Annotated in this window: 23 protein-coding genes; 5 read left to right on the forward strand and 18 right to left on the reverse strand. The window is 60.9% G+C overall.

Translation table 11 applies throughout. From position 1 onward, the window contains the following. Positions 1-3: 3 nt before the first annotated feature. The 9 genes from JI744_RS15500 to JI744_RS15540 form a co-directional block, all read right to left on the reverse strand. Positions 4-3,315, reverse strand: coding sequence for an ATP-dependent helicase (locus tag JI744_RS15500; protein WP_202662039.1), 3,312 nt, complete (start codon positions 3,313-3,315; stop codon positions 4-6). Between the two features lie 3 nt (positions 3,316-3,318). Beyond that, on the reverse strand, positions 3,319-3,930 hold the full coding sequence (locus JI744_RS15505; RefSeq protein WP_202662040.1) for a hypothetical protein: 612 nt from the start codon (positions 3,928-3,930) through the stop codon (positions 3,319-3,321). 2 nt (positions 3,931-3,932) lie between these two features. Then, positions 3,933-4,724: a hypothetical protein gene (locus JI744_RS15510; protein WP_202662041.1), complete on the reverse strand. Its 792-nt coding sequence runs from the start codon at positions 4,722-4,724 to the stop codon at positions 3,933-3,935. A gap of 523 nt (positions 4,725-5,247) precedes the next feature. Next, positions 5,248-5,643 (reverse strand): type II toxin-antitoxin system VapC family toxin, encoded by a 396-nt coding sequence (locus JI744_RS15515; RefSeq protein ID WP_202662042.1) that lies wholly within the window; start codon positions 5,641-5,643, stop codon positions 5,248-5,250. A gap of 11 nt (positions 5,644-5,654) precedes the next feature. After that, positions 5,655-5,924, reverse strand: coding sequence for an antitoxin (locus tag JI744_RS15520; RefSeq protein ID WP_202662043.1), 270 nt, complete (start codon positions 5,922-5,924; stop codon positions 5,655-5,657). Positions 5,925-5,992: 68 nt separating this feature from the next. Continuing rightward, positions 5,993-6,295 carry a type II toxin-antitoxin system RelE/ParE family toxin gene (locus JI744_RS15525; RefSeq protein ID WP_328757411.1) on the reverse strand — a complete coding sequence of 101 codons (303 nt, stop codon included), beginning with the start codon at positions 6,293-6,295 and terminating at the stop codon, positions 5,993-5,995. Positions 6,296-6,343: 48 nt separating this feature from the next. Beyond that, positions 6,344-6,637: a hypothetical protein gene (locus tag JI744_RS15530; protein WP_202662044.1), complete on the reverse strand. Its 294-nt coding sequence runs from the start codon at positions 6,635-6,637 to the stop codon at positions 6,344-6,346. Positions 6,638-6,740: 103 nt separating this feature from the next. Beyond that, on the reverse strand, positions 6,741-7,076 hold the full coding sequence (locus tag JI744_RS15535) for a hypothetical protein (RefSeq protein ID WP_202662045.1): 336 nt from the start codon (positions 7,074-7,076) through the stop codon (positions 6,741-6,743). A gap of 55 nt (positions 7,077-7,131) precedes the next feature. Further along, positions 7,132-7,758 (reverse strand): acyl-homoserine-lactone synthase, encoded by a 627-nt coding sequence (locus tag JI744_RS15540; RefSeq protein ID WP_202662046.1) that lies wholly within the window; start codon positions 7,756-7,758, stop codon positions 7,132-7,134. 102 nt (positions 7,759-7,860) lie between these two features. On the opposite strand from JI744_RS15540, the gene JI744_RS15545 reads away from it, so the two are divergent. Next, entirely contained in the window at positions 7,861-8,547 is a 687-nt protein-coding gene (locus JI744_RS15545) for a helix-turn-helix transcriptional regulator (RefSeq protein WP_202662047.1), read from the forward strand. A gap of 52 nt (positions 8,548-8,599) precedes the next feature. Here the strand turns inward: JI744_RS15545 and JI744_RS15550 are convergent, their stop codons facing one another. Together JI744_RS15550 and JI744_RS15555 are read right to left on the reverse strand one after the other, a co-directional pair. Further along, positions 8,600-8,833 carry a WGR domain-containing protein gene (locus tag JI744_RS15550; protein ID WP_202662048.1) on the reverse strand — a complete coding sequence of 78 codons (234 nt, stop codon included), beginning with the start codon at positions 8,831-8,833 and terminating at the stop codon, positions 8,600-8,602. Positions 8,834-8,912: 79 nt separating this feature from the next. Then, a complete protein-coding gene (locus tag JI744_RS15555; protein WP_202662049.1) occupies positions 8,913-9,110 on the reverse strand; it encodes a hypothetical protein in 198 nt (65 codons plus the stop codon). A 163-nt stretch (positions 9,111-9,273) separates the two neighbouring features. Between JI744_RS15555 and JI744_RS15560 the strand changes: the two genes are divergently transcribed. Then, complete coding sequence (locus tag JI744_RS15560; RefSeq protein WP_202662050.1) at positions 9,274-9,660, forward strand: hypothetical protein; 387 nt, start codon at positions 9,274-9,276, stop codon at positions 9,658-9,660. Positions 9,661-9,699: 39 nt separating this feature from the next. On the opposite strand, the gene JI744_RS15565 is transcribed toward JI744_RS15560, so the two are convergent. Together JI744_RS15565 and JI744_RS15570 are read right to left on the reverse strand one after the other, a co-directional pair. Next, positions 9,700-10,359, reverse strand: a complete 660-nt coding sequence (locus JI744_RS15565) for a hypothetical protein (protein WP_202662051.1) — start codon at positions 10,357-10,359, stop codon at positions 9,700-9,702. Beyond that, positions 10,356-11,123, reverse strand: coding sequence for a ParA family protein (locus JI744_RS15570; RefSeq protein ID WP_202662052.1), 768 nt, complete (start codon positions 11,121-11,123; stop codon positions 10,356-10,358). The genes JI744_RS15565 and JI744_RS15570 overlap by 4 nt, the downstream gene beginning before the upstream one ends. A 910-nt stretch (positions 11,124-12,033) precedes the next feature. On the opposite strand from JI744_RS15570, the gene JI744_RS15575 reads away from it, so the two are divergent. Genes JI744_RS15575 through JI744_RS15585 form a run of 3 tightly spaced genes read left to right on the forward strand, consistent with a single transcriptional unit; the run spans position 12,034 to position 16,280 of the window. Beyond that, on the forward strand, positions 12,034-12,576 hold the full coding sequence (locus JI744_RS15575) for a helix-turn-helix domain-containing protein (protein WP_202662053.1): 543 nt from the start codon (positions 12,034-12,036) through the stop codon (positions 12,574-12,576). Beyond that, positions 12,573-14,447, forward strand: coding sequence for a relaxase/mobilization nuclease domain-containing protein (locus tag JI744_RS15580; RefSeq protein WP_202662054.1), 1,875 nt, complete (start codon positions 12,573-12,575; stop codon positions 14,445-14,447). Before JI744_RS15575 ends, JI744_RS15580 begins: the two co-directional genes overlap by 4 nt. Before the next feature lie 12 nt (positions 14,448-14,459). After that, positions 14,460-16,280 carry a type IV secretory system conjugative DNA transfer family protein gene (locus tag JI744_RS15585; RefSeq protein ID WP_202662055.1) on the forward strand — a complete coding sequence of 607 codons (1,821 nt, stop codon included), beginning with the start codon at positions 14,460-14,462 and terminating at the stop codon, positions 16,278-16,280. A gap of 183 nt (positions 16,281-16,463) precedes the next feature. Here the strand turns inward: JI744_RS15585 and JI744_RS15590 are convergent, their stop codons facing one another. From JI744_RS15590 to JI744_RS15610, 5 genes are all read right to left on the reverse strand, one after another. After that, positions 16,464-17,423, reverse strand: a complete 960-nt coding sequence (locus JI744_RS15590; protein WP_202662056.1) for a dihydrodipicolinate synthase family protein — start codon at positions 17,421-17,423, stop codon at positions 16,464-16,466. A gap of 97 nt (positions 17,424-17,520) precedes the next feature. Next, positions 17,521-19,119, reverse strand: coding sequence for a choline dehydrogenase (locus JI744_RS15595; protein ID WP_202662057.1), 1,599 nt, complete (start codon positions 19,117-19,119; stop codon positions 17,521-17,523). 13 nt (positions 19,120-19,132) lie between these two features. Continuing rightward, entirely contained in the window at positions 19,133-20,224 is a 1,092-nt protein-coding gene (locus JI744_RS15600; protein WP_202662058.1) for an ABC transporter ATP-binding protein, read from the reverse strand. Positions 20,225-20,228: 4 nt separating this feature from the next. Further along, entirely contained in the window at positions 20,229-21,017 is a 789-nt protein-coding gene (locus JI744_RS15605; RefSeq protein WP_202662059.1) for an ABC transporter permease, read from the reverse strand. Continuing rightward, entirely contained in the window at positions 21,017-21,889 is an 873-nt protein-coding gene (locus tag JI744_RS15610; protein ID WP_202662060.1) for an ABC transporter permease, read from the reverse strand. Before JI744_RS15610 ends, JI744_RS15605 begins: the two co-directional genes overlap by 1 nt. Positions 21,890-21,897 lie beyond the last annotated feature (8 nt).

A 21,897-nucleotide genomic window follows, 5' to 3' on the forward strand; every position in this document is an offset into this window, starting at 1 on the left:
GCTCTAGCCACCGCAGGTGAGATAGTAGGGACAGCCCGGACAGTTACGGCCAACCTCGGGATGAAAATCGCCCGCCTCAATACTTGCGATCGCCTCAGAGTATCGTTCTAGCAATTTGCCATCGTCCTTGAAGGGCTGTGCTACGCGCTCACCTGAGGCGAGGTAATAGGTTTCGACAACACTTCGACGTCCCGGGTACAGTTGGCGTACCCCGAGCCGCAGCAGCGCGTAGATCGCCTTGTTGTGTTCAGACTTTGACTTCTTGCCGGTCCGCACCCGCTGAACGGTGACAGTTCCGTCAACGCCCATGATCACGCGGTCTGGGATCAAGGTGATTGAGCGGCCGTCGAGCGGAACGGTCCATTCACGCCGGTCGTAGTGTCCCGTCTCGGCGAGCACAGTCTCGGCCATGCGTTCAATCATCTGCCGCGCGATACCGCGATAGTATTTCTCAAATGGATGTTTTGTGGGGCCGCTCGATTTCCAGTCAGCCTCCAGACGTACAAGCGCGCTGGTAACGGACACGCTATTCCCGGCGGCCCGCTCTGCCTCCATCCATCCGACCGTCCTGTAGACACACCCATGAAAACTGACATATGCGGAGCCTTCGGGACCGCCCTGCAGCCCGTCTGCGGCTTGATAGCCATATCGGGCGGGACAATCGATATAGGTGTCGAGGTCGGTAGCTGCATAAGCAACCAAGGGATGTAGGGCGCGTGTGAGACCTGTCTGGCCGCTGGGCTGAGGGGTCGGCGAACGATGGGTGGTTGTAAGCGGGCCGAGCACACCGAGGAACTTGGAGGCGCTCGCCGCCCGCGATGTATATCTGTCGGCGCGGCTTAGGGCCAGATGGTCACGCGCGCGCGACATTGCAACAAAAAACAGCGATCGTTCTTCGTTGTCGTGATCGTCGGCACCCATTGCGAGGCGCGCAAGCGAGGGTGGCGGCGGAATGCGGACTGGCTTTCGGCTACTTGGCATGTACATCGTGGCGATACCCGGCAAGTGCACACCGCGGAACTCTAGGCCCTTGCTGCCGTGGATCGTCATGACGCGTACAGCGTCCATATCGGTCGCTTCCGAGGAGATCGCGCGGTACGCAGTGTCTTCGTTGAGTGCCTCGATGCGCCTGATGCGCGCAAGGAATCGACGCCGGCTCCGTTCTCCTATCGCCCCGAACTCTGCCGTGACCTTGAGAAACTGGTAAATCGCTACGAGTTGCTGTTGAGCGGCTGGGTCCTGTCGTACAAGCAGGGGGCGCAGATAGTTACTGCGCTCAAACAGCCACGTCGTGAGCATTGTCCACGGTGAAGCATGGAGCATGCCGCTGAGTTGAACACCCAGCCTTGCAAGGCCAACCCGCCCCCGATCGCTTAGATCTGGAACGTCCGCTGTCCGGGTGAGGGCGTCCAACACGCCTATTTCATTCGCACGACTCCATTTCACCAGAGCAAGCGCGTCGACACGCAGCACGCCGTATTCGGAAAGCCCCGCGAGCCGAGCAAGGCCGATGGCCCCACTTTCAGCATCTAGTGCCAGCAGGGAAAGCAGATCGCGAATTTCCGGTCGTTCAAACAAGTCGCCCAAATAGAGGAGCGGTACATTCATCGCTTCAAGCGGCGCGGTGATGCGCGCCAATGTCAGGTGCGAACGGGCTAGGATGACTTGATCGGCAAGGGCTATTCCTTCAGCACGCAGTGCCTCGATCCTATCACGAATCCCTTCCGCCTCTTCTCGGGCGGAGGGAGCTACCAACATTCCGATGCTGCCGGGCTCCGTGCGCTTGACTTTCCAGGTTCCTGCCGAATTCATTTCATTATTAGCGAACCGCTCGAACGCACTGACGATGGGCCGCGTTGAGCGATAATTGGTGCTCAGCGCACGACGCGCACCTTGGAAGTCGTTGACGAACTGGGCCACATTATCTGGCTCGGCACCCCGGAAGCGGTAAATCGATTGACGTGGGTCTGCGACGACCCATAGGTTGGGATTGGCGCCAGCGAACGCCTGTAAGAGCTGAGCGCTCGCGAAGTTGACGTCTTGGTATTCGTCAACGAGCACGTGCTTAAACCCCGATACATACTCCCGCACATCCGGATTAACATTGATCAGCGTGATCGAGAGCTGAATGAGATCGCCAAAATCAACGGCATTCGCCTCACGGAGCGCCTGGTCGTAGACGCGGTAGATGTGTGCGAACTCCAGCATCTTGTCTGCGGCTTCATTGGCTTCATCGCCGCTTGCGGCACGTTTCGCCTCTCCCGCCGCGTGGGCGTAGTCGTCTGGCGAGACTAGCTCGTCCTTGCAGCGCGAGATGGCGCGCAGAACCGGGGCAAGTTCGTACGCGGGCTCATAGAGGTTTTGGAAGTGAACGAGATCGAGTTTCTCAAGGTTCTCTTCGAGCACTGCAATCGAACCGGTCTGGTCGAGCACGCGAACGGATGCGCTGAAGCCAAGCGCGGAGGGCCACTTCTTGATTAGCTCCAGCCCGAACGCGTGAAACGTGCCTACCCACATTTGGATAGCAGCTTCCGGATCGGCAGCAGATATGCGCTCGCGCATTTCTTCCGCAGCGCGGTTCGAGAAGGTGAGCGCGAGAAATTCGGTGGGCCGAACGTTCTGAGCAAGTAGGTGGGTGATGCGACTGACGAGTGTACGCGTTTTGCCCGTGCCGGGACCTGCATCGAGAAGAAGTGGACCGGCATTCCATTCCACGGCTTCCCGCTGACTTTTGTCCAAGCCGATAAGCTCGGTGGCAGGAAGCGGCGCTGCGTCGCGAAGCGGCGGTAGGAGCAGAGCACGCGCCATCTGGCTGGTGACCAACGCCACTGGCAATCCAAGCTCGGCTGCGACATCGGTGGCCCCACGCCCGTTGTCCACAAATTCCTTGCGCAACCAGTCGGCGGGACAAAGAAACTCTCCTGCGAATACGTCCGCTTGGACTTCCTTACGTTCGCTTGGCGAGTAGCCCTCCACCCGCCCCGCCCCGCTGTCAATTGGGTCCCCGCCAAGGGCGTGCGCTGTTGCGTGCACCTCGGTCCGCGCGTCCTTGTGGAGGTGGAAATGGCCGAGTTCATGCGCGATGACTACGTGCTCGTTTATTGCCTCCTGACCCGTCGCGACATTCACGATCTCTGAAAGGCGATCAAGCGAGCCAAGTACGCCGGGCGCGAGCGCGATACGTCGTAGTTGGAGGTCTTCCGCAGCTAAGCCGCCAAAAACAAGCGCTGCCGCTCGCCGGTCGCCATTAGCGCGACCCAGTGCAGCGAGATGGGCCTCGCGCGCCTTTCGCCGAACATCGATCCATGCATCCACGCCCTAGTCCTCTTCAAGCCAATACCGCATCCGCTCCGGCGACATGCCGCTGCTCTCAATGCTTTCCCGATAGCTGAGTTGTAAGATCTGTGGTGGTCCGGAGGCCTTAGCCTCACCAAGACGCGGATGGGCCAGTGAATAATTGACCTCACGATCGAACATAACTTGATCGAGTCCAAGTGCGCCCATAATGGCGCACGAAAACCGCCTACCAATCGGTGGGACAATCCAACCATTGAAAAGGTCGCCGATGGGCGCTCGTGCGATGTCCATACGGGCTGCAATCGCCGACACCTTGATGCCTCGGTTCTGCATTCGCACCCAAAACCCAACCGCCGGTTCGTCGTCCCGCTCCGCTTCGTCCGTAGTGCTGTATATGATGTTAAGCGCGAGGCTACGCGCGCGCGCGAGCGCCTGGTCGTCCACGTCCGCCGCCAAGTCGTCAGCGTCGTTCAGGGCCGCCCAGTCGCGCGCAATCGCGGCGTGCGCCCGGATATCGTCGGCATATGCCGGGAACCTTCCCACCCATTCGAAAATCTCGGCGGCCGTGGGTTCCGGGCAGGCGACATGAAAACTGTAAAGGACCTGATCTCGATCTTGCGTGTTGATCTTCATCATCATTCTCCCGTAGTGCGCCGCTGCAATGTTTGAACTTCTGGGACTTGTGTGAGTAGGAACTCGCGGACTTCTTCGATCCAGTGCTCCACAGTCTTCCGATCTACGCCAAGGGTGCGTGCGATCGTTAACGCCGCCTTGCCCCCGATCGGCACAAAGTCCATGTGGAGCTGAAAAGCTAGGCGTTTCCGCGGGTCGATCACCTGCGCAACAATACGCTTCACGTCGATGTCTTCGATCATCGTGTCAACCCCAGCAAGGATTCCCGGGTCGGGTCGCTGGACTCCGTCACCCGACAGTTCTTCGCGCTCGAAGAACGCATCGGAATCCACTTGGTTGACCTCGGGAACTCGCACAAGGGCCCCGAGCGGTGAGCCGTCATTTGGCTGGGTACGCCTGCCCGGCTTGATCACCGCCGCTTGCTGTTCCGCCGACAATGCGTCTTTTAGCCGGAACAGTAGTCGTGACGCAAACGCGGTCCGATAGCCCTTGGCATCCGCGCACGTCGTGTCGCAATTCGCGGCAAAGAAGCTTGCATGGACCCTGTCGATGATGTCGTTGCCCTCGTTGGGCCTGTTGCGCCCGACCCGGCGGCGGAGAGTTCGGTAAACCATGTCCGACAAGTAACCGGCCATCAGTTCCCGAAGATGCCGGTCGCGTCCCCCGGCATCTTGAAACGCCGCGATGATCTCCTCGGCTGTAAACTGGCTCAGTTGCTTCGCGCTTACAATTGCGAGCCACGCGTCCACGTCCGTGGACGGTGGCGGCTTTCTATTGTTGGTCTTGATCACCATCGACTGTGGCCCTCATTGAGCATCTGAAGTGCAGCGGCGCGAGGATGAAAAAATGGGAAATTCGGTCGCTGAAATCTCATATTCGGGACAAACTCGCTAAAATCGGCCATACGCTGACACTAGGTGAGTTCGGCCCCGCGCAGAACAACAATTCCGCTGTTGAGCCCCGCGAAGTTACGCCCCTTTTCGTCCTGATGCGCCCGAGCACCAACGACCGCCCGTACCGGGGACAACGGCGTCCATCTGCCGCCAAGCATCGGCCTTGAGGGCGTGAAGCGCGCAAAGCAAAGCGACCGTCGGTGTTGGCGTCTGCTTTTGGGTGCTTAGTCGGCATTCTGAAACACTTTGAATGATGGCAGCCTTCGGCGCTGAGCCGGCCATTGGTTTCCACTGCAGAGGCCGTCAGCTTCACACCAACAATGCCAAATTATTACATAATCATCATTATCAGAAATTTAGTAATGCGTTGATTTTAATATATAAATATCCGATTTAGAACTGCCATGCGTCACTCAGACTCTTGTTACGCCTGGCTCAACCAGTTTTCGAGCTGAAGGCCCCGTATCCGGGTGAACTCGCCTGTGTTTGCCGTGACCAGAACGGCTCCGAGGGAATAAGCATGTGCAGCAATCAGAAGGCCGTTCGGCCCGATGGGCTTCCCGGCAGCCTCCAACTCGGCCCGGATCCCGCCATAATCGGCATCGGCCGGCACATCGAAGGCAAGCACCTGGATGCTGCCAAGAATGGCTTCGACATTGGCAAGTAGTTTGGCTGATCCTTTTCGGGCACAGCCGTAGCGAAGCTCCGCGGCCGTGATGACGCTGACGCAGATGGCCTCTGACCCAACCCTGACGATATGCCGCAGTACGAGACCTCGCGGGTTGCGGACCAGGTCGGACACGATGTTCGTGTCCAGCATGTAGAGCCGGCTCACAGATCGACCGCGAGCAATGGCAACAGGGTATCGTCGATGTCGGGGAACTGATCTTCCGGCCCAAGCGGCTCAAGATCTGCCAGCACGGCAAGAAGGCTCCGGCGCCGAACCGGTTCCAGGATGAGGCGATCACCGTCCCGGTGGATCATCACGCGATCACCCGGCATTTCGAAATCTGCCGGAATGCGCACGGCCTGGCTCTTGTTGTTGCGGAAGAGCTTGGCTTCCCGGCCCGGCAAGTGATCATGGGTGTGAGGTTGCGGCATGGCGGCCTCCCTTGCATATGCATAAGCATATACAGCGGCGCTGTGCGATTTTCAAGGTCCATGCGTTCTTAGCAAGAAACGCAGCCTCTGAACTCTGCACCTTTCGGCCCCGCACCCAATGGCTCCCAATCCTGCCCGCCAAAGGCAACAAGCGCGATCTGAAGCACGTCGCCTTGGAGGTCGGCGCGGAACACGCTGGTCAAGCGATGGCCGCGTCCGCCGTGCCGGACCAGCCATCCGTCGAGCGAACCAGCAAGACGCATGCCAGACGTCGGGTTTGCAGCGATGTCGCGGATGAGATCGTCGATTTTTTCAAGCTGACGTGCGGTGGCGTCGAAGTCGCCCTGCGTCACCTCGACGATACGGTCCACGAATCCGATCAGGCCACGCTCGACCAGCGGATGCTTTGCTCTGGCGCATCAGGATTTCGCGCGGCTCTCTTTGGCGGACTTGAGCCGGACCAGGTATTCGCGCGCGTAGGATGTGAAGGTTTCAACTACCGCCACCGGTTCCCATTGATCAGCTGGCCAAGCGAGGCGCCGTTGCACCTCCGCTTCCAGCATTTGGAGTTCGCGCTCCCTCGCCGCCTTCGCACGGGCCATTTCACCAGAGACCGCGGCGCTGACATTGGGATATTCGCCGGCCTCGACCAGCTCCCTGGCGAAGGCGAAATCGGCATTGGTGAAGCTCACGCTCTGCTTATGGGCAGTCATCTTGGACCTCGAACTGGTGTTCCAATGGGACACCGTAGCGCAGACTCCAGATTCAGGGAATCGATGGTTGGCTTCGGGAACCAAGCCGGTGTTGGCACCTTCCCTAATGGAAAGGCAGCTGCTGACCCAAAGAGCCCTCTGGCAGCAAACCTGCCCAGAAACGTTGCAGCACAGCTTCTGCCTTGAGCGGCTCGGGGTGACCGTGCAAGAGGGCCAGCGCAAGAACGCGGCAAGCCTCGGAGCCGATGGTGCGGTAGGCGGTCAGGCCATACTGAAGGAGCACATTGTAGGCTGGCAGTCTTGCCAGTTCCTGGTCGGTTGCCTCTGCATTGCAGCTGACCAGCACCCAGAACTCTAGCCGGCGCTCCTCGAATTCTGCCCAGATTGAACGGCCTTCCGGCATCGGGGCTGCCGAGCGCGCGCCTGTTTTCATATCCATCTTTTACCTCGTTCTTGATGTGCTCGCGGGCTGCGCCAGTTGGCGAGCGGGCCTATCAGATAATCGTCAAGTGTTGTGCATCTTGCGGTGTGGAGGCCCATTCCGTTTCTCTTGTTGGACAGGCAAAGGCCAGAAACCGGCCAGATCTATTGGAGACAACATTTCCCAAAGCCCTGGGTGCGTAGCCGTAGCTGCGCGCCATGCGCATAAAGCCAGGCCCGCCCAGAAAAAGGCACTGTTTGCCTCCCCGATCGCGAATGTAATCATTTGCGGCATCAAGGACCCGGCGGGCCGCGACAGGCGATGCGCTGTCAGACACGAGCCGGGTAAGCTCCCAAGATTCCGCATCTGTTGGTGGCTCATCCCAGCACAGGTCTTGCGGCAGATCGATGATACCTCTCACGGCATCCCGGATCATATAGCTATAGCTTACCGTCCCTGAGCCGATGCTGACATCACATCGCAGCAGGCGTGCGCCGGCAACGACCCGATCGCCTTCGTGCGCGATGACATAAGTGGCGTGGCCTAGGGTGTCGTATTGTTCGAATTCGATGTCTTCGTGGCTCCGCAACGACCAGTCCATCTGATCAATGAACACGCGCCGCCGCAGAACCAGAAATGCGCGCACCAAATCCCATCGCGCAGGGGCTTCCGCAATGGAAGTCACTGATACTTCTAACATATTCTTACACCTTTGGCTTGTGTTGCCGAAGGAAATACATCAAAGGGGAGTTTCCACCAGTGCCTTACCTTTTATGGTAAGGCTTCATGCCGAGTTGTTTTGATGTCTATGTTAGCCCGTCTCGTTCCAGGTTTTTCCCAGATTGACGAAGCCCTCCGCGCGATTGCACCCTCGGGATATATCCTTGCGCTGAACGTTCGATATATGGCCCCGGAGTTTTATCATGTGACCTATCCCGCGGAGTGGGTCGAAACCTACAACAACCGGCGCTACGTGATGTTCGATCCCATAATTCTCTGGAGCATCGTCAGCACAGGCGCAAAACGTTGGAGCGAGATATCGGTCGCCGGGATGAAAGCGACCTCGCTGCGCGTCCTCAATGAAGCTCGGGCATATGATCTTAATTTCGGGGTGATGATCGTGGCCCGAAATGCCGCCGCAGAGAATGAGAAATGCCTGTTCTCCGCCTCTCGCCCTGATCGCGAATTCACGGACGACGAAATCGAAACGCTGGACGAGATATTCCACCATCTTCTGTGGGCCGTCGGCAAGCATGCCGGTCTCGCAGCTACTGAGCGGAGTGCACTTCAGGGACTTGCCGAGGGCCTGAGCCAGGAGGAGGTTGCGCTCAGGGACGGGGTTAGCAAGGACACCATCAAGAAGCGCATCGAGCGCGCCAGGAAAACTCTGGGCGCGGTGAATGCAACCCAGGCAGTTGCGATTGCCCTGATGAAAGGGCTGGTAACGCTTGACCATGTCGAGGCCTACCGCTTTACCAAGAAATGCTAGGATGTTTGGTCCAAAGGATTGGCATTCAGACTGGATCGCGGCGCCTTTGGGTTCAGGCCGCAGGCCGATATCCACGCCCTTGCTTTGCATGAATCAAGCTGGAAGCCGCTGCTTCCGCAAGCGCGGTCGACGGATACGAGGCCACTAGACATTGCCCCCTGCCCCCGATGCGACCCCAGCGACGTTCAACAACCACTTCGCCAAAAAGATCTGAAAGCACCTCGACCCGGTAAAACCGGGCCATGTTCAGATCAGGATCGACGCGGTGGAGCACATAGCACGACATAGAAGCCTCTTGTCACCAGGATGTGCCCTCCGCCCTGCCCTGTCCAATCAGAAATTTGAATCGAAGCGCCACTACCGATTCAGGATGCTGATACATTGCCCTTCTCGTCGATGATGTCTTCAACCCACATCACTCCAAAGATGGACTTGGGGTTGATATGCCATGCCATCGTCAGAAGGCCGTCTTGCCCGCGGAAACGTTCGCCAATCAGTACTGGCCCATCCGCGTCCTTGACCCAGATCCGTGCGTCCAAGGAGCCAGAGGTTTCATCGTACATGCTCGGGCCTCCGGTAGAAAACATGCGCTGACACGGTGGACAGTAGGCCTGTCGAAACATATCTGTTGATGTCAATAGTAGTGTAATGATGCCATCGAAATTCGCTCGAAAGGTTTCCCTGTCTATGCATGTTCGGTCTCTCGCTCTCTGCGCTTTCACATTGATGTCTGTTTCTGCCCCGGCCCTAGCGCTCGACAGCTGGGCCACCACAACAGAACGCGGCCTGCCGGTTATGAGCCTGACACAGGGTCAAGGGTCCGTTCGGATCATCTGCGATCCTGATCGTCTCTTCGGGCCAACACCGAATGGTGCAGTGATCGTGGCACTGCCCAAGGACAAGGCCCCGATCAACGTGGCATTTCTGGCCAAGACGGGCGAGCAGGCCCGGTTCACCATCTCGAACGGCAGCACTGCGCAGGCCAAGGCCGATGCAGCGGAATGGGCCAAGATGGTCGAAATCCTGCGCAAGGGCGGAGAATTCGCAGTGGTCTCTGCCCATGACAGCCTGAGCTTCGAGACCGCGCCTTTGCCCAACCTCGCCTGCGAGTGACCTTGGGCGTATGCAAAAGCTGCTTTGCATCTTTGATCTCTACCCAACCCGGCGCGCCCTGATCAGGCGCGCCACGATGGCTGTGAAGTATGCCCCGACGACCGTCGCACGTGGCAGTGAGCACCAGGGGTCCGCTGCCGCGCGGTGCATGGCCTGCAGGGCTTCGGGGCGGACATAGACCGTCATCGGATTGCCGAAGAGCTTGACGCCTTCCGTCGACCGCCGGAGGCTCGCCGCGGCCTCCGTAAGGCCACGGATATCTGCCTCCCCGCTCAAGGCTCGCAGGGTCTTGCGGGCCTCCCGCGCCAAGGCGCCCAGGATGTACTCCATGGTGACCCCGTCCCGCCCGGCAATGACAGCCAGGTCCGGCTGGAGTGTCGGCGGTACGCGGTAGAGCAGAACCAGCTTCACCTTCGCGCCCTTCGCCGCATCCACCTCTGCCTTCTGACCTGAACGCGCGAGTTCAACTTCCCTTTCCCTCTTTCCGGACATTCCTGCCCTGTCCGCCAGTCCAACGGTTGCAACTGAACTGGGACGATCAAAGACATCGGCTTCTGTTTTGACCGCATCGCGCCGTTCGGCCAAAAGGCGCGATTGCGCTTCACGCGAAGAACGAAGCCGGGCGACCGCGTTTTGCTGCCCAGGTTCCTCGGCTGCGGGGGACGGGGCGATACGGGGAGGCATGCGGAAACGGCTCAATCTGGTACCACCTCGTCAACACCGGCGAGGATCAACCGCGCGACCTCGAGTTGGCGGGTGATTGCATCCGCGACCAGTCTGCCACCGGGCGCGCGGGCATTGGCCGCTGCTGCCGGTCCAAGGGGGCCGTGGAAGCCCATCTGCTCCAGGATCTTCGAATGCGGCACGATCACATCGAGATGGTCGAGGCGCAAGATTTCCACCAGGACGTCCTGATCGCGCTTGGGCAGAAGACTGAGACCCCCTTCCCGCGTGGCGGCATCGATGATCTTCGGCCCCGCATCCATCACCAGCACCCGAACTGCGGGGAAGCGCTCGCCCTCGGCGATGGAAGCGCGCAGATCGTCCATCCAGAGGACGGCACGATGGGTCATCTCCCATTCGGCGAAGACGGGCCGCGCCGGGATCAGCACCAGGTCAGAGATCAGGCAGAAATCTTCAGTGTCGGTATGGGTGCCTGGCCGCGTGTCGATGACGACAAGGTCGACGCCGCGCGCCTCTTGCTCATCCAGGAGCGCCATCAGCCCTTCCACGCTTGCGGGGGGTGATTGGATGGACAGGGCGTCGGGCCAGGCCGGTTTCTTGATGGTCTCCCAGGCCGCCAACTCGAAACTGTCGCGCCAGCGGCCGAGTTGGGCATTCACATCGCCATCAATCAGCGTAACGCGCCGTCCGGCATCGAGCGCCGCCGAGGCCAGAAGCATGGCGGTGGTGGTTTTGCCACTGCCACCTTTGGTCTGAACGATCGTAATGACCTGCGTCATCTGGCACCTCGCGGTTCGTCCATGTGACTGGACAGTCATCCTTGGGCCTTGCCGCTCACAGTGTTCAAACGGCAAAGACAGGTGTGAGCGCCTTTGGCGTACCGTCAGCGCATAGGGCGGGTGTCTAGGTGCCGTGCGATGCCATCGTCAAAAGAGTTGTATCCCAAACCTGGCTATTTACCCGATATGGTAATGGCTCTGGCCATCTTCGCTATCTGGCCGCACCGATTTTGTGATCTGATGACAGTGTCAGGGTCACGCGCTGCAGTGCGGGATCGCTTCGGTTGTCTGCCGTCTCGACCATCGGCATCGAGCAGGAACTGCAAGCCGGCCGGTTTGAACACCAGCCAAACTGCCTGCCTACCCGCAAGGACCACTGACTGCGGGGCAAGAAGCCAGGCAGCGCTTTTGCAGGATTGACCGCTTGCATGTTTGCCAACGCGCCGGCGAGCCTGTTGGCATGTGATGGCCGAAGAGGGGCATTCCAGGAGTCGGACCGTGCATTCGCGCGGCATGCCGCAAGCTCTGCGATTTGATTGGATTGCTTGCAAGAGCCCGACGCGGGGCACCTCCCCACCCTTCCCTCGTCCCGGAACTATCCAGCCGTCAGTTTTCTGCGGTCACGTCAGGAAACTGGCTCGCTGAGGTCAAAGAAAGGCGCAAAACTGAACAATATCAATGTGAAACGCGCGCTGTCCGCCAGAAGTGGAGGCCTTGTGGCCGGGCGCAGGGCGGTCCGTCGGCGGGCAAGCCGCCGACCCCTGACGCCATATGGAGTCCTCACCGGCTGTCCGGTTTCCGCAAGCGGGCTCCTCTTCGGAGGAGCGGAAACCGGCCGGTGAGGACGGTTGGCTGGAAAGGTGACCTGTGGTACATGAGCGTGGTGAGTTGATAGTATCTTAATGATGTCATGAGTAGTTCGACGATCTCCGATGACGACCGCGACCGGATTCGTGCCCACCTCGCCGCTGGCGAAACCGTGGGGGCCATTGCCCGCGCCCTTGGGCGGCACCGCCAGACGGTCTCACGGGTGAAGGCGGATCTGGACCGCCAGGACGGGACACGACTGGCGGTGAAGCTGAACTTCCGGGTGACGGAGGCAGAACATGCACATTTGCTTGCAGCTCTCCGGTCAACCGACCTGACGGTTTCCGAGGCAATCAGGCATCTTGTCAGACAGGCAACCAGCCTCCTTGCCCTGCAGTCACCCGAGATCGAGGCTGTTGCCGCCGCACGGCGCGATCTCGCGGCCGTGGGCAACAACCTCAACCAGCTGGCCCGACTCGGAGCCGTGGGCCGTTTGCACTGGAAGGCTGGGGACGCGGCCCTTGTCCGCAAAGTCGCGGCGCGGGTCGATGATCTGGTCGACGAAGTCGTGGGCCTGATCGCCGAGGCGCAGGGGCGTGCCAGCTTTGATCCCGTCGTGGAACAGACGAAGGCGGCAGCCAAATGACCCGCGCCAGCGTTGAAGATCTGGTTCTCGGCCATGTGCTGGACGGCAAGCGCCGAGGCCGGTCGGGCGGCGGCGGGGCCGAGGGTCGCCTTGGCTCGCCGAAGGAACGGCGGTCGCGGGCCCTTCTGCGCAATGCGGCAGCGCCGCGCAGCTGGCAGTCCGTCGTCAAGCGTATCGTGGGTGGCAGCACCCGCACGCCGCAAGAGTTGAAACGGCTTCTGGACTATGTCTCCCGGGAAGAGGGTGTGCAGAGCACCTGGTGCAATCTCGCGGGCTATGACCGTGACTTCGATCCAGAGCGCACCGGCCGAATTGCCCAGACCTGGTCCTCAACCTGGAACGGCGCGCCGAAGCGCGGCCATACTGACCACATCATCCTGAGTTTTCCGCGTGGCGTGGACGCCGACCGGGCAGAGGCTGTCGCCCGCGATTGGGGTCAGACCGTCTTTGGGTCGGGCGAGTATGGCGATGTCTGGCGCTATGTCGCGGCATTGCACAAGGACACCGATCATCTGCACGCGCATTTCGTTGTCGACAAGCACGGCATCGAACAGGGCCGCTTCATGTCGATCTGCCGCCATGCGGCGCTGAACTTCGGCGTGATGCGCGAGCTGCACGCCGAGATCTCTCAGGAACACGGGCTGAGCATCGTCGCCTCGACGCGGCTGTCGCGCGGGCTGATCGAGAATGCGCCGCGAGAAACCGAGATGCGCGCCGCCCATGCGTCCGGCAAGACCACACCGCCTCCTCCGCCGCCAATGTCGGATGGTGAGAGGGTGCGCAGGCTCGATGCCTTGCAGGGCTTTGCCCGCGACTATGACGAGCTGGCCCAGATCGCCGGCCTCGCCTCGGCCTCGGGTGCTGAACCAAGCGCCACAAGTTTCATGGCCCGCCTTGCCGCCGCGCTCGGCGCGTCTGCTTCCGCCTTAAGACAAGGAGTTCCCCAGATGCCCGATGCCACCCTTCACGCCGAGGGCGATGCTGCGGCCCGGATCGAGGCGGCGCGGGCGGAGATGATCGCCTCCGCCACCGAGGCCTGGGAGGCGATCCGCGCGATGGAGCCCTCGGCTGAGCGGGTCGAACTGGAACGCAGCTTTGCCGATCAGGCGCGCACTTCGCTGAAACTTGCGCCCGACAATCTGCTGCTGGCGGAACACGCTCGCGCTGCCGAGCGCAGTGAAGATCCTTATCACAACCCGACCTTGGCCTCTCTGGCACGGTTGGATCAGGGTATGACGGAAGGCATCTCGCTCGATGCGGGTCTGCGCGCCACGCTCGCGCATGTTCGCGACGAGATCGGCGAACGGCTGACTGCGCTGTTCTCTATCCGAGAAGACGAGCTTCGCATCGCAGGCACCTCTGTCGAAGAAATGATCGCCCGCTTCAGTTTGGCCGAACGTAGCGAAGGCCAGCGGGCGAGTTGGATCGCCGAACAGCCAAATACGATGCAAAAGGTGTTCTGGATGGAGGCGGAGCGCGCGCTCGGCCAGGAGGTTCGGGCAGAACTCGCCGCCTTCAATCTCGCGCCGGAGTTGACCGAGGCCGTGGCGCGCGAGCAGATGCTTTCCGCCGACCGGCATCTCCGCCTATCCGAGGTTCCGGCATTTGAAGCCATCGTCGATCGAATGCAGGAGAGCATGCGGCCGGAAGATCTGGAACGTGTGCGATCCGGTGACCTCGGTCCCCTCGCCGAACAAGTCCGCGATCCGGCTCTTCGGGCAGCAGTTGCCCACGAGTTGAAGAACGAAGGCGATCTTGGCCAATCTGGCACCGTCGGGCATTGGGCCGATCTGGCGCGCAGCCAGGCAAGGGCGGCTGACCTCGGTCAACGCGAGCGCGGCCTCGAGCGCGATCACGGCCACGAACTCTAAGGACACTCAGCCATGCTTTCGAACCTTGAATCCGCCTGGCGGTATCCGCTCGCTGTTGTCTTGGGTCTTGTGACGGGCCTCTACATCGGCGGCATGCTGGCCACGATCTATGTCATCGTGGCTTTCCGCGAGAACCTCGACACGCTCAGCCCCTTGGGCCTCTGGTTCCTCCGCTATCCTTGGGCCGACTTGGAAGCCCGCCCCGCCACCTTGCAGGGCGCGCTGATCATCACGGGTGCGGTGACGATTGCCCTCACGCTGGTCGGCCTCGCCGGTGTCCATCGCGGGCGGCTCAACCAGTATGACGACGCGCATTTCCAGACCAGGCGCGAGCTGAAGCGCAACAAGATGATCGGCAGCCTTGACCAGAACGGCTTCATCTTCGGCAAGCTCGGCTCCCCGAAATCCGACGCGCCTTTCGTCATGGCTCCGCCAGACCGCTTCCCCCATGCGATGATGATAGCGCCCACAGGTCGCGGCAAAGGGGTGGGCTTCGTCATCCCGAACCTTCTGCATTTCACGGGATCTGGCATCATCCTGGACGTGAAGGGTGAGAACTTCGCCAAAACCTCGATCCACCGGCAGCATGGGCTCAAAAACGCGATCTGGTATTTCTCGCCCTTCGATGACGAGCGCGGCTCGCACCGCTTCAATCCCCTCGCCCGCATCGCCGCCCTGCCCTCGGCCGAGCGTCAGTACACGGCGCTGAACTCGATGGCCGACCTTTTCCTCATCCCAGAGGGTGAAAGCGCGCAGAGCTTCTTCAACGCCGGCAAACGGCTCTTCATCGCCTCCTGCCTCTATGCCATCGAAAGGCGTCGGCCGACCTTGGGCTATGCGGGCGAACTCATGGCCGGAGGCGGCGACAAGAAGAAGACCTACACCACCATCGCCGAAGACACGCAGATCCCGATCGTCTCACGGACCTTCCTCGAAATGGCCGACGTCCCCGAAAAGACCCTCGGGGCCTATGTATCAGTGATCCAGGGTTCCGGCCTCGAGCTCTGGAACGACCCGGCAGTTGACCGCGTGACATCGGCCAGTGACTTCGACTTCTCGACGTTCCGAGCAAAGCCACAGAGCCTCTACATCGTGGTCCAGCCCGAGCATCTGAAAACCCTCGCCCCTCTTGTCCGCCTTCTCTTCGCGGATGCCATCGCTTCGCTGCAGCGCAAAGAACCTGGCCAGGAGGAGCCACATGCGGTGATGTTCCTGATGGATGAGTTTGACCAACTCGGACGCCAGCCGCTGGTCCTCTCCTCGATCAAGACGATCCGCAGCTTCGGAGGGCGGTTCTTTATCATCTCCCAGACGATTCCGGGTTTGGACGACATCTACGGCGAGACCGGTCGGCGGTCGCTGCAGGGTGGCGCGGGGGTGCAGATCTACATGACGCCACAGGATGACCGCACGGCCGATGTGCTTTCCAACGCCCTCGGGCGGTCGACCGTCACCGCCGTGACCGAAAGTCAGTCACGCATCCGGGCGCTGGAGGACAGTGCGAATGTCAGTCGGCGGTCGGAAGAGCGGCCGCTGATTTCGGCGAACGAGTTGCTGCGGTTTCCGCTGGATGAAGTGCTGGTGTTGCCCGAGGGGCAGTATCCGATCCGCGCACGGCATGTGCGGTATTATGAGGATCGGTGGTTTGGGCCGATTGACCGGGCTAGAACGCTGAATGGCACCAAATTTTTGCTTAGAATGTCTACGCCAATTGCGCTCAGTTCCACTGTTGGATTGTCTAGCTTCAGCTCACAAACCACCCATATCGACAATCTTGCTCGTGCGTCAGACGCGTTTTTAAGTTTGGCCACGCGAGCACAAGCGAACAGCTGATCCGCCCGACCGATACGACTAGAATTCTCAATTCTTCCCGCAGGCGGCACTCGATACTCGGCTAAGTCAGCCCGGTGAAGATCGATGCCCGCGCTTTGTATGGCCAGCCGTCCGTCCGCGATGTTATGCTCTCCCCCCACTTTTGTTTCGGGGGGAGAGAGCTCGGTTTTTTTGGGAAGCGTCTTACAGGCACTCGGCGATGACACCGCCCTGCTTCACCCAATTGGCATACCATGTGTTGAACTGGTGGAACTGCGCGGTGCAGAAGCCTGCCTGCGACGGCGTCAGAGCGTCGAATTCGTTCAGGTTCAGTCGGTATTCCTCTTCGCCCTTCAAGACCATCATGTGCTTGAAGTAAAGGACCAGATCGACGCCTTCGTCGAACTTGGCGATGACGTGGAAGGCCTCGGCCAACTCGCGGGAGCGGAGGTCGGCCTCGACATTGCCCTCGGCCGCCTTGCGCGAAAGGGCGACCTGCAGAAGGGCGACTTCGGGGAAGATGGTGCCGACGCCGGTGATGGCACCGACCGCACCGCATTTGACGAAGCCGTGGTAGACCTCGGTATCGACGCCGACCATCAGGATCACGTCGTCATCCTGCGAGGTGATGTATTCGGCAGCATAGCTGAGATCGGCCTTGTTGCCGAATTCCTTGAATCCGACCAGGTTGGGATGTTCCGCGCGCAGGGCAAAGAACAGGTCGGCTTTGGTCGAGTAGCCATAGTAGGGGCTGTTGTAGATGATTGCCGGGGTATTGGGCGCGGCGGCGAGCACGGCCTTGAAATGGGCGTGTTGGGCGCCGACCGAAAGGCTGCGCGACAAAAGCCGGGGGATGACCATCAGCCCGGCTGCTCCCACCTTTTCGGCGTGTGCGGCGATGGCGGCGGCGGTCCTGGTGTTGACGGCACCCGTGCCGACGACTACGGGAATACCCGCCTTGACCAGACGTTCAACGCCTTCCATGCGCTGCGCGTCGGTCAGCAGCGGCCAGTCACCGCAGGAACCGGCATAGACGACCCCGGACATGCCGGCTGCCATCATCTCCTTGCCCTTGCGGACAAGGGCGTCGAAATCTGGCTGGCGATCAGGCGTGCAGGGCGTAAGAAGTGCGGGAAGCGTTCCGTGGAATACGCTCTTGGTCATGGGGACTCTCCTTGTTCGGGTCGCAGGTGGGGGTTGGCCGCAGGGATTTGCGGAGACGGAAGACAGGCTGGAAAGGGGCGAGGAAAAGCAGCTGCGGTCAGGCAGTCGCCTTGATCGCGTCGGACAGTTTCTCGGCGATCATCACCGTGGGAGCGTAGAGGTTGCCGCTGGTCTCGGATGGCATGATCGAGGCATCGACGACCCGCAAGCCTCTGACGCCGTTGACCCGTCCCTGCTGGTCGGTGACGGCCCCGGGGTCGGCCCCCATCGCGCAGGTTGCGCAAGGGTGGTATTGCGTCGAGGCGTTCTGCAGGATCCAGGCATCCAGGTCGGCATCCGACTTGCCTAGCACATAGCCGTCGACGGCAGTGCCGCGGAACCGGTCCCAGGCGCGCTGGCGGATCATCTCCTCGGTGCGCTGCACGCCATGGCGCAGGTCGACCAAGTCCTGACGGTCGGCGAAGTAATTGTTTACCACCTTCGGTGCCACCGAAGGATCGGCCGAGGCGAGCGACAACCGACCCCGGCTGCGCGGCCGCATCAGGCATACCTGGTAAAGGAACCCGTCGCGCGCCGCGACCGATCCGTGGCTCAGGTCGCCGATCATCGGGATGAATTCGTGCTGGATGTTGGCATAGTCGGCGCTGTCGCTGCTGGCAAAGAAGGCCCCGGTTTCCCAGAAGTTCGACGCGCCGATACCGCGCCGCCGGAACAGCCAGTTCGCGCCGATCATGCCCATCTTGAAGAGGTTCATGTTGGTGGCCGGCGACACGCCCGCCTCCTTCGAGGCATGGCCGATACCGACACAGGGGTGATCCTGCAGGTTGGTGCCGACCGAGGGCAGGTCGGCCACCACCTCGATGCCAAGCCCGCGCAGGTCATCGGCGGCGCCGATGCCCGACAGCATCAGCAGATGCGGCGATTCGAACGACCCGCCGGACAGGATCACTTCCTTCTCGGCGGTCAGGCTCTGGAGGCCGGCCCTCGTCTTCACCACAACACCCGTCGCGCGGCCACCGTCGAAGATGAGCTTCTGCGCCACTGTCTCGGGCATGATGTGCAGGTTGGCGCGGCCCCGGGCCTGACGCAGATAGGCGTAGTCGGTACTGGCGCGGACCCCGTGGTCGATCGTCGCCTGATACTTGTGGACGCCCTCCTGGGTAGCGGCGTTGTAATCGTCGTTGCGGGTCAGCCCAGCCTGCTGTCCGGCCGCGAGGAAGGCGTCGAAGATCACCCCTTCGGCCTTGCACGAGGTGATGCGCAACGGCCCGCCCGTGCCGCGATACGAGTTTGCGCCGCGGTCGAAGTCCTCCATTTTGCGAAAATAGGGGAGGACTTTGTCATAGGACCAGTCCGTCAGCCCCCGGGCCGCCCATCCGTCATAATCACGCCGGTTGCCGCGCACGAAAACCATACCGTTGATCGAGCTTGACCCGCCCATGAGACGGCCCCGCACATGATGGATTTGCCGGTCGTGCAGCTGCGGTTCGGGGCCTGTTTCGTATTGCCAGATGAGGCGCTCGTCGGACAATGGATAGGCAAAGGCGGCCGGCATTGCGACATAAAGCGACCGGTGTTTGCGTCCGGCTTCGACCAGAAGCACGCGCGTGTTCGGGTTCTCGCTGAGGCGCGTAGCCACCACGCAACCGGCAGCTCCGGCACCGATGACTATATAGTCGTAAGTGGAAGGTTTCATCATCGGGCTCCGGTCAGGTCAGGGCTGCGGGGTAGATCGAGACATCTTCGGGAGACCAGAAGACGTCGACTTGGGCTTCGGGCGACACTGGCGGGCAAGCGGTGCCGCGCTGGATCTGGATGCGGAACCTGTCGCCGTTGGTGAGTTGCGCGGTCAGGAAGCTGCGGCTGCCGATGAACAGCTCATCGGTAATGCGCGCCTTGAAAGACTGACGGTGCCGCTCCGACGCTGCGAAATACAGCGCCTCGGGACGGATCGAGGCCAACGCGCTGTCGCCCTCTTTAAGGGGTTGGGGCTGCTTGCCGGTAAAGACGGCTCCGGTGGCGTGGACCGACCCGCTGGAACCGTCAGCCATAGCCACCATCCGTACGGGAAAGAGATTGGTTTCGCCCAAGAACTTGGCAGCGAACAGCGACTTCGGCTCGGCATACATCTGGTGCGGTTCGTCGATCTGCACCACCTCGCCCTTGTTCAGAAGTACGATGCGGTCCGACAGGATCATTGCCTCATCCTGATCATGGGTCACATAGATAAAAGTAGTGCCGGTCGCGGCGTGGATGCGCTTCATCTCCTCCAGCATGGTCTGGCGGATCTTCAGATCTAGCGCGGCAAGCGGTTCGTCCATCAGCAGGACCTGCGGTTCGTTCACCAGCGCCCGCGCCAGCGCCACGCGCTGGCACTGGCCACCCGACAGCTCGTTGATGTAGCGCTGCGACAGCTGGCTTAGCTGGACGATGTCCAGCATCCGGCGGACCTTGCTCTCGATCTCGGCGGCAGGCAGTCGGCGCACGCGCAGGCCGTAAGCGACGTTTTCATAGACGTCCAAGTGCGGGAACAGGGCATAGCGCTGGAAGACCATGTTGATGGGGCGCTTCTCGGGCGGGACGCCAACCATGTCCTTGCCGCCAATGCGCAGGTTGCCCGAGGTCACGTCCTCGAAGCCAGCGATCAGGCGCATCAACGTGGTCTTGCCGCAGCCCGACGGGCCGAGCAGCGTGACGATCTCGCCCTTCCTGACCTCGAGGTCGATGCCGTGCAGCGCTTGATAGGTGCCGAATTTCTTGCCGACATTAGCGATGCTGATAATGGAATCTGCGGTTGTCATGGGATCACTCGCTTTCGCGGGCGCGCAGCGATTGGGCGCGGCGGGTCCGTTCGATATGGCTGGAGATGAGGAGTATGGCCAACGTGGCGATCAGGATCACGGTCGAGATCGCATTGATCATTGGGGTGACGGTGCGCCGCATCATCGACCAGATGAACATTGGCAGCGTCGTCTCGGTGCCGCTGACGAAGCCGGTGACGATGAATTCGTCAAGCGAGATCGCGAAGGTCAGGACCGCTGCCGACACCAGCGTCGGCATGATCAGGGGTAGCGTCACCTTGCGGAAGGTGTAAAGGCTGTTCGCTCCCAGGTCGCGCGAGGCCTCTTCCAACATGGTGTCGAACAGCGCCAGCCGCGCCCGCATCGCGATCATCACGATGGGCATCGAGATCACGATATGGGCTATGATGATCGTCACCTTGCCAAGCGAGACCTGGAACAGCGCCAGCGCGATCAGAAGCGACACGCCGATGAAGAGGCCCGGCAGCGCGATCGGCGTGATGGTGACGGCCTCGACCGCTGCTCGGGCGCGCCCGCCGAGCCTCAGCCAGGCCAGGGAGGCGCACATCCCCAACACCAGAGTGGCTACTGCCGTCACCAGGGCTACCAGAAGGCTGGTAAGCATCGCATCGCCAAGCTGTGCGTCTTCGAACAGTGCCGCATACCACCGCAGGCTGAGCCCCTGGAAAGGAAAGGACAGGGACGCGGTAGCGTGGAAGCTGAACAGAACAATGATCAGCAGCGGCGCCACCAGAAAGCTGATGACGAGGGCCACGAAAATACGCAGGATCATCAGACAGCCCTCTGTTTGCGACGTTTCGGGATGAAGCCCAGTGTGCGGCCGGCGACGATGACGGCGACGAAGATCAGCACGACCAGAAGGAACATGATCACCGCTTGGGCCGAGCCGAGCGGCCAGTTACCGGTGCGGCGGAACTGGTCGGCGATCAGAAGGCCGGTGGTCTGCCCCGTTGTGCCGCCCAGCATCTGTGGGGTCACGAAATCGCCCATCGTCATGATCAGCGTCAGCATGAATGCTCCGACCAGCCCAGCCGAGGCGTTGGGGACTACGACCGAGAAGAATGCGCCGACTTGTGAGCGGCCAAGGTCGCGCGAGGCGTCGATCAGGTCCTGTCTGATCTCGTGGAAGGCGGTCATCACTAGGATGATACAATAAGGCAGGTAGAGGTGGATCAGCGTTACGCCCACCGCGAAGCGGCTGTATAGCAGCGCCTCGATCGGGGCGTCGATCAGCCCCAGGCTTTGCAGGACGGTGTTGATGACGCCATCGTTGCCCAGAAGTGTCCGCCAAGCGAAGATGCGGACGAGATAGCTGGAGAACCAAGTCACAAGGATGATCTGTTCGAGAAGGCGCGAACGGCTGACGAAGACGAGGTAGTAGCCGACCGGCAGCGCCATTGCCATGCAGACCACAGCCGACATCAGACCGATGATCACCGCGTTGAACGTGACCCTCCAGAACAGTTCATCCGTCAGTGCGCGGACGTAGTTGTCGAACTGAAAGGCGGGAGTGATCTGGAAGGACGAGGCTTTCCAGAAGCTGTAGACCAGCAAGAACAGGCTGGGAAAGACGAAGAAGGCCAGCATGAACAGGATCGTTGGCGATGCCAGTGTCCAGCCAGACCAGCGAGCCGATAGCTTCATGGCGGGCC

Origin of the sequence: Fuscibacter oryzae (assembly GCF_016765795.1) — a bacterium.
Lineage (GTDB): Bacteria > Pseudomonadota > Alphaproteobacteria > Rhodobacterales > Rhodobacteraceae > Fuscibacter > Fuscibacter oryzae.

Coding starts and splice junctions, on each gene's coding strand:
- JI744_RS15505 (WP_202662040.1), bottom strand. CDS start 3,930: ATGAAGATCAACACGCAAGATCGAGATCAGGTCCTTTACAGTTTTCAT.
- JI744_RS15510 (WP_202662041.1), bottom strand. CDS start 4,724: ATGGTGATCAAGACCAACAATAGAAAGCCGCCACCGTCCACGGACGTG.
- JI744_RS15515 (WP_202662042.1), bottom strand. CDS start 5,643: ATGCTGGACACGAACATCGTGTCCGACCTGGTCCGCAACCCGCGAGGT.
- JI744_RS15520 (WP_202662043.1), bottom strand. CDS start 5,924: ATGCCGCAACCTCACACCCATGATCACTTGCCGGGCCGGGAAGCCAAG.
- JI744_RS15530 (WP_202662044.1), bottom strand. CDS start 6,637: ATGACTGCCCATAAGCAGAGCGTGAGCTTCACCAATGCCGATTTCGCC.
- JI744_RS15535 (WP_202662045.1), bottom strand. CDS start 7,076: ATGGATATGAAAACAGGCGCGCGCTCGGCAGCCCCGATGCCGGAAGGC.
- JI744_RS15540 (WP_202662046.1), bottom strand. CDS start 7,758: ATGTTAGAAGTATCAGTGACTTCCATTGCGGAAGCCCCTGCGCGATGG.
- JI744_RS15545 (WP_202662047.1), top strand. CDS start 7,861: ATGTCTATGTTAGCCCGTCTCGTTCCAGGTTTTTCCCAGATTGACGAA.
- JI744_RS15550 (WP_202662048.1), bottom strand. CDS start 8,833: ATGTCGTGCTATGTGCTCCACCGCGTCGATCCTGATCTGAACATGGCC.
- JI744_RS15555 (WP_202662049.1), bottom strand. CDS start 9,110: ATGTACGATGAAACCTCTGGCTCCTTGGACGCACGGATCTGGGTCAAG.
- JI744_RS15560 (WP_202662050.1), top strand. CDS start 9,274: ATGTCTGTTTCTGCCCCGGCCCTAGCGCTCGACAGCTGGGCCACCACA.
- JI744_RS15570 (WP_202662052.1), bottom strand. CDS start 11,123: ATGACGCAGGTCATTACGATCGTTCAGACCAAAGGTGGCAGTGGCAAA.
- JI744_RS15575 (WP_202662053.1), top strand. CDS start 12,034: ATGAGTAGTTCGACGATCTCCGATGACGACCGCGACCGGATTCGTGCC.
- JI744_RS15580 (WP_202662054.1), top strand. CDS start 12,573: ATGACCCGCGCCAGCGTTGAAGATCTGGTTCTCGGCCATGTGCTGGAC.
- JI744_RS15585 (WP_202662055.1), top strand. CDS start 14,460: ATGCTTTCGAACCTTGAATCCGCCTGGCGGTATCCGCTCGCTGTTGTC.
- JI744_RS15590 (WP_202662056.1), bottom strand. CDS start 17,423: ATGACCAAGAGCGTATTCCACGGAACGCTTCCCGCACTTCTTACGCCC.
- JI744_RS15595 (WP_202662057.1), bottom strand. CDS start 19,119: ATGAAACCTTCCACTTACGACTATATAGTCATCGGTGCCGGAGCTGCC.
- JI744_RS15600 (WP_202662058.1), bottom strand. CDS start 20,224: ATGACAACCGCAGATTCCATTATCAGCATCGCTAATGTCGGCAAGAAA.
- JI744_RS15605 (WP_202662059.1), bottom strand. CDS start 21,017: ATGATCCTGCGTATTTTCGTGGCCCTCGTCATCAGCTTTCTGGTGGCG.
- JI744_RS15610 (WP_202662060.1), bottom strand. CDS start 21,889: ATGAAGCTATCGGCTCGCTGGTCTGGCTGGACACTGGCATCGCCAACG.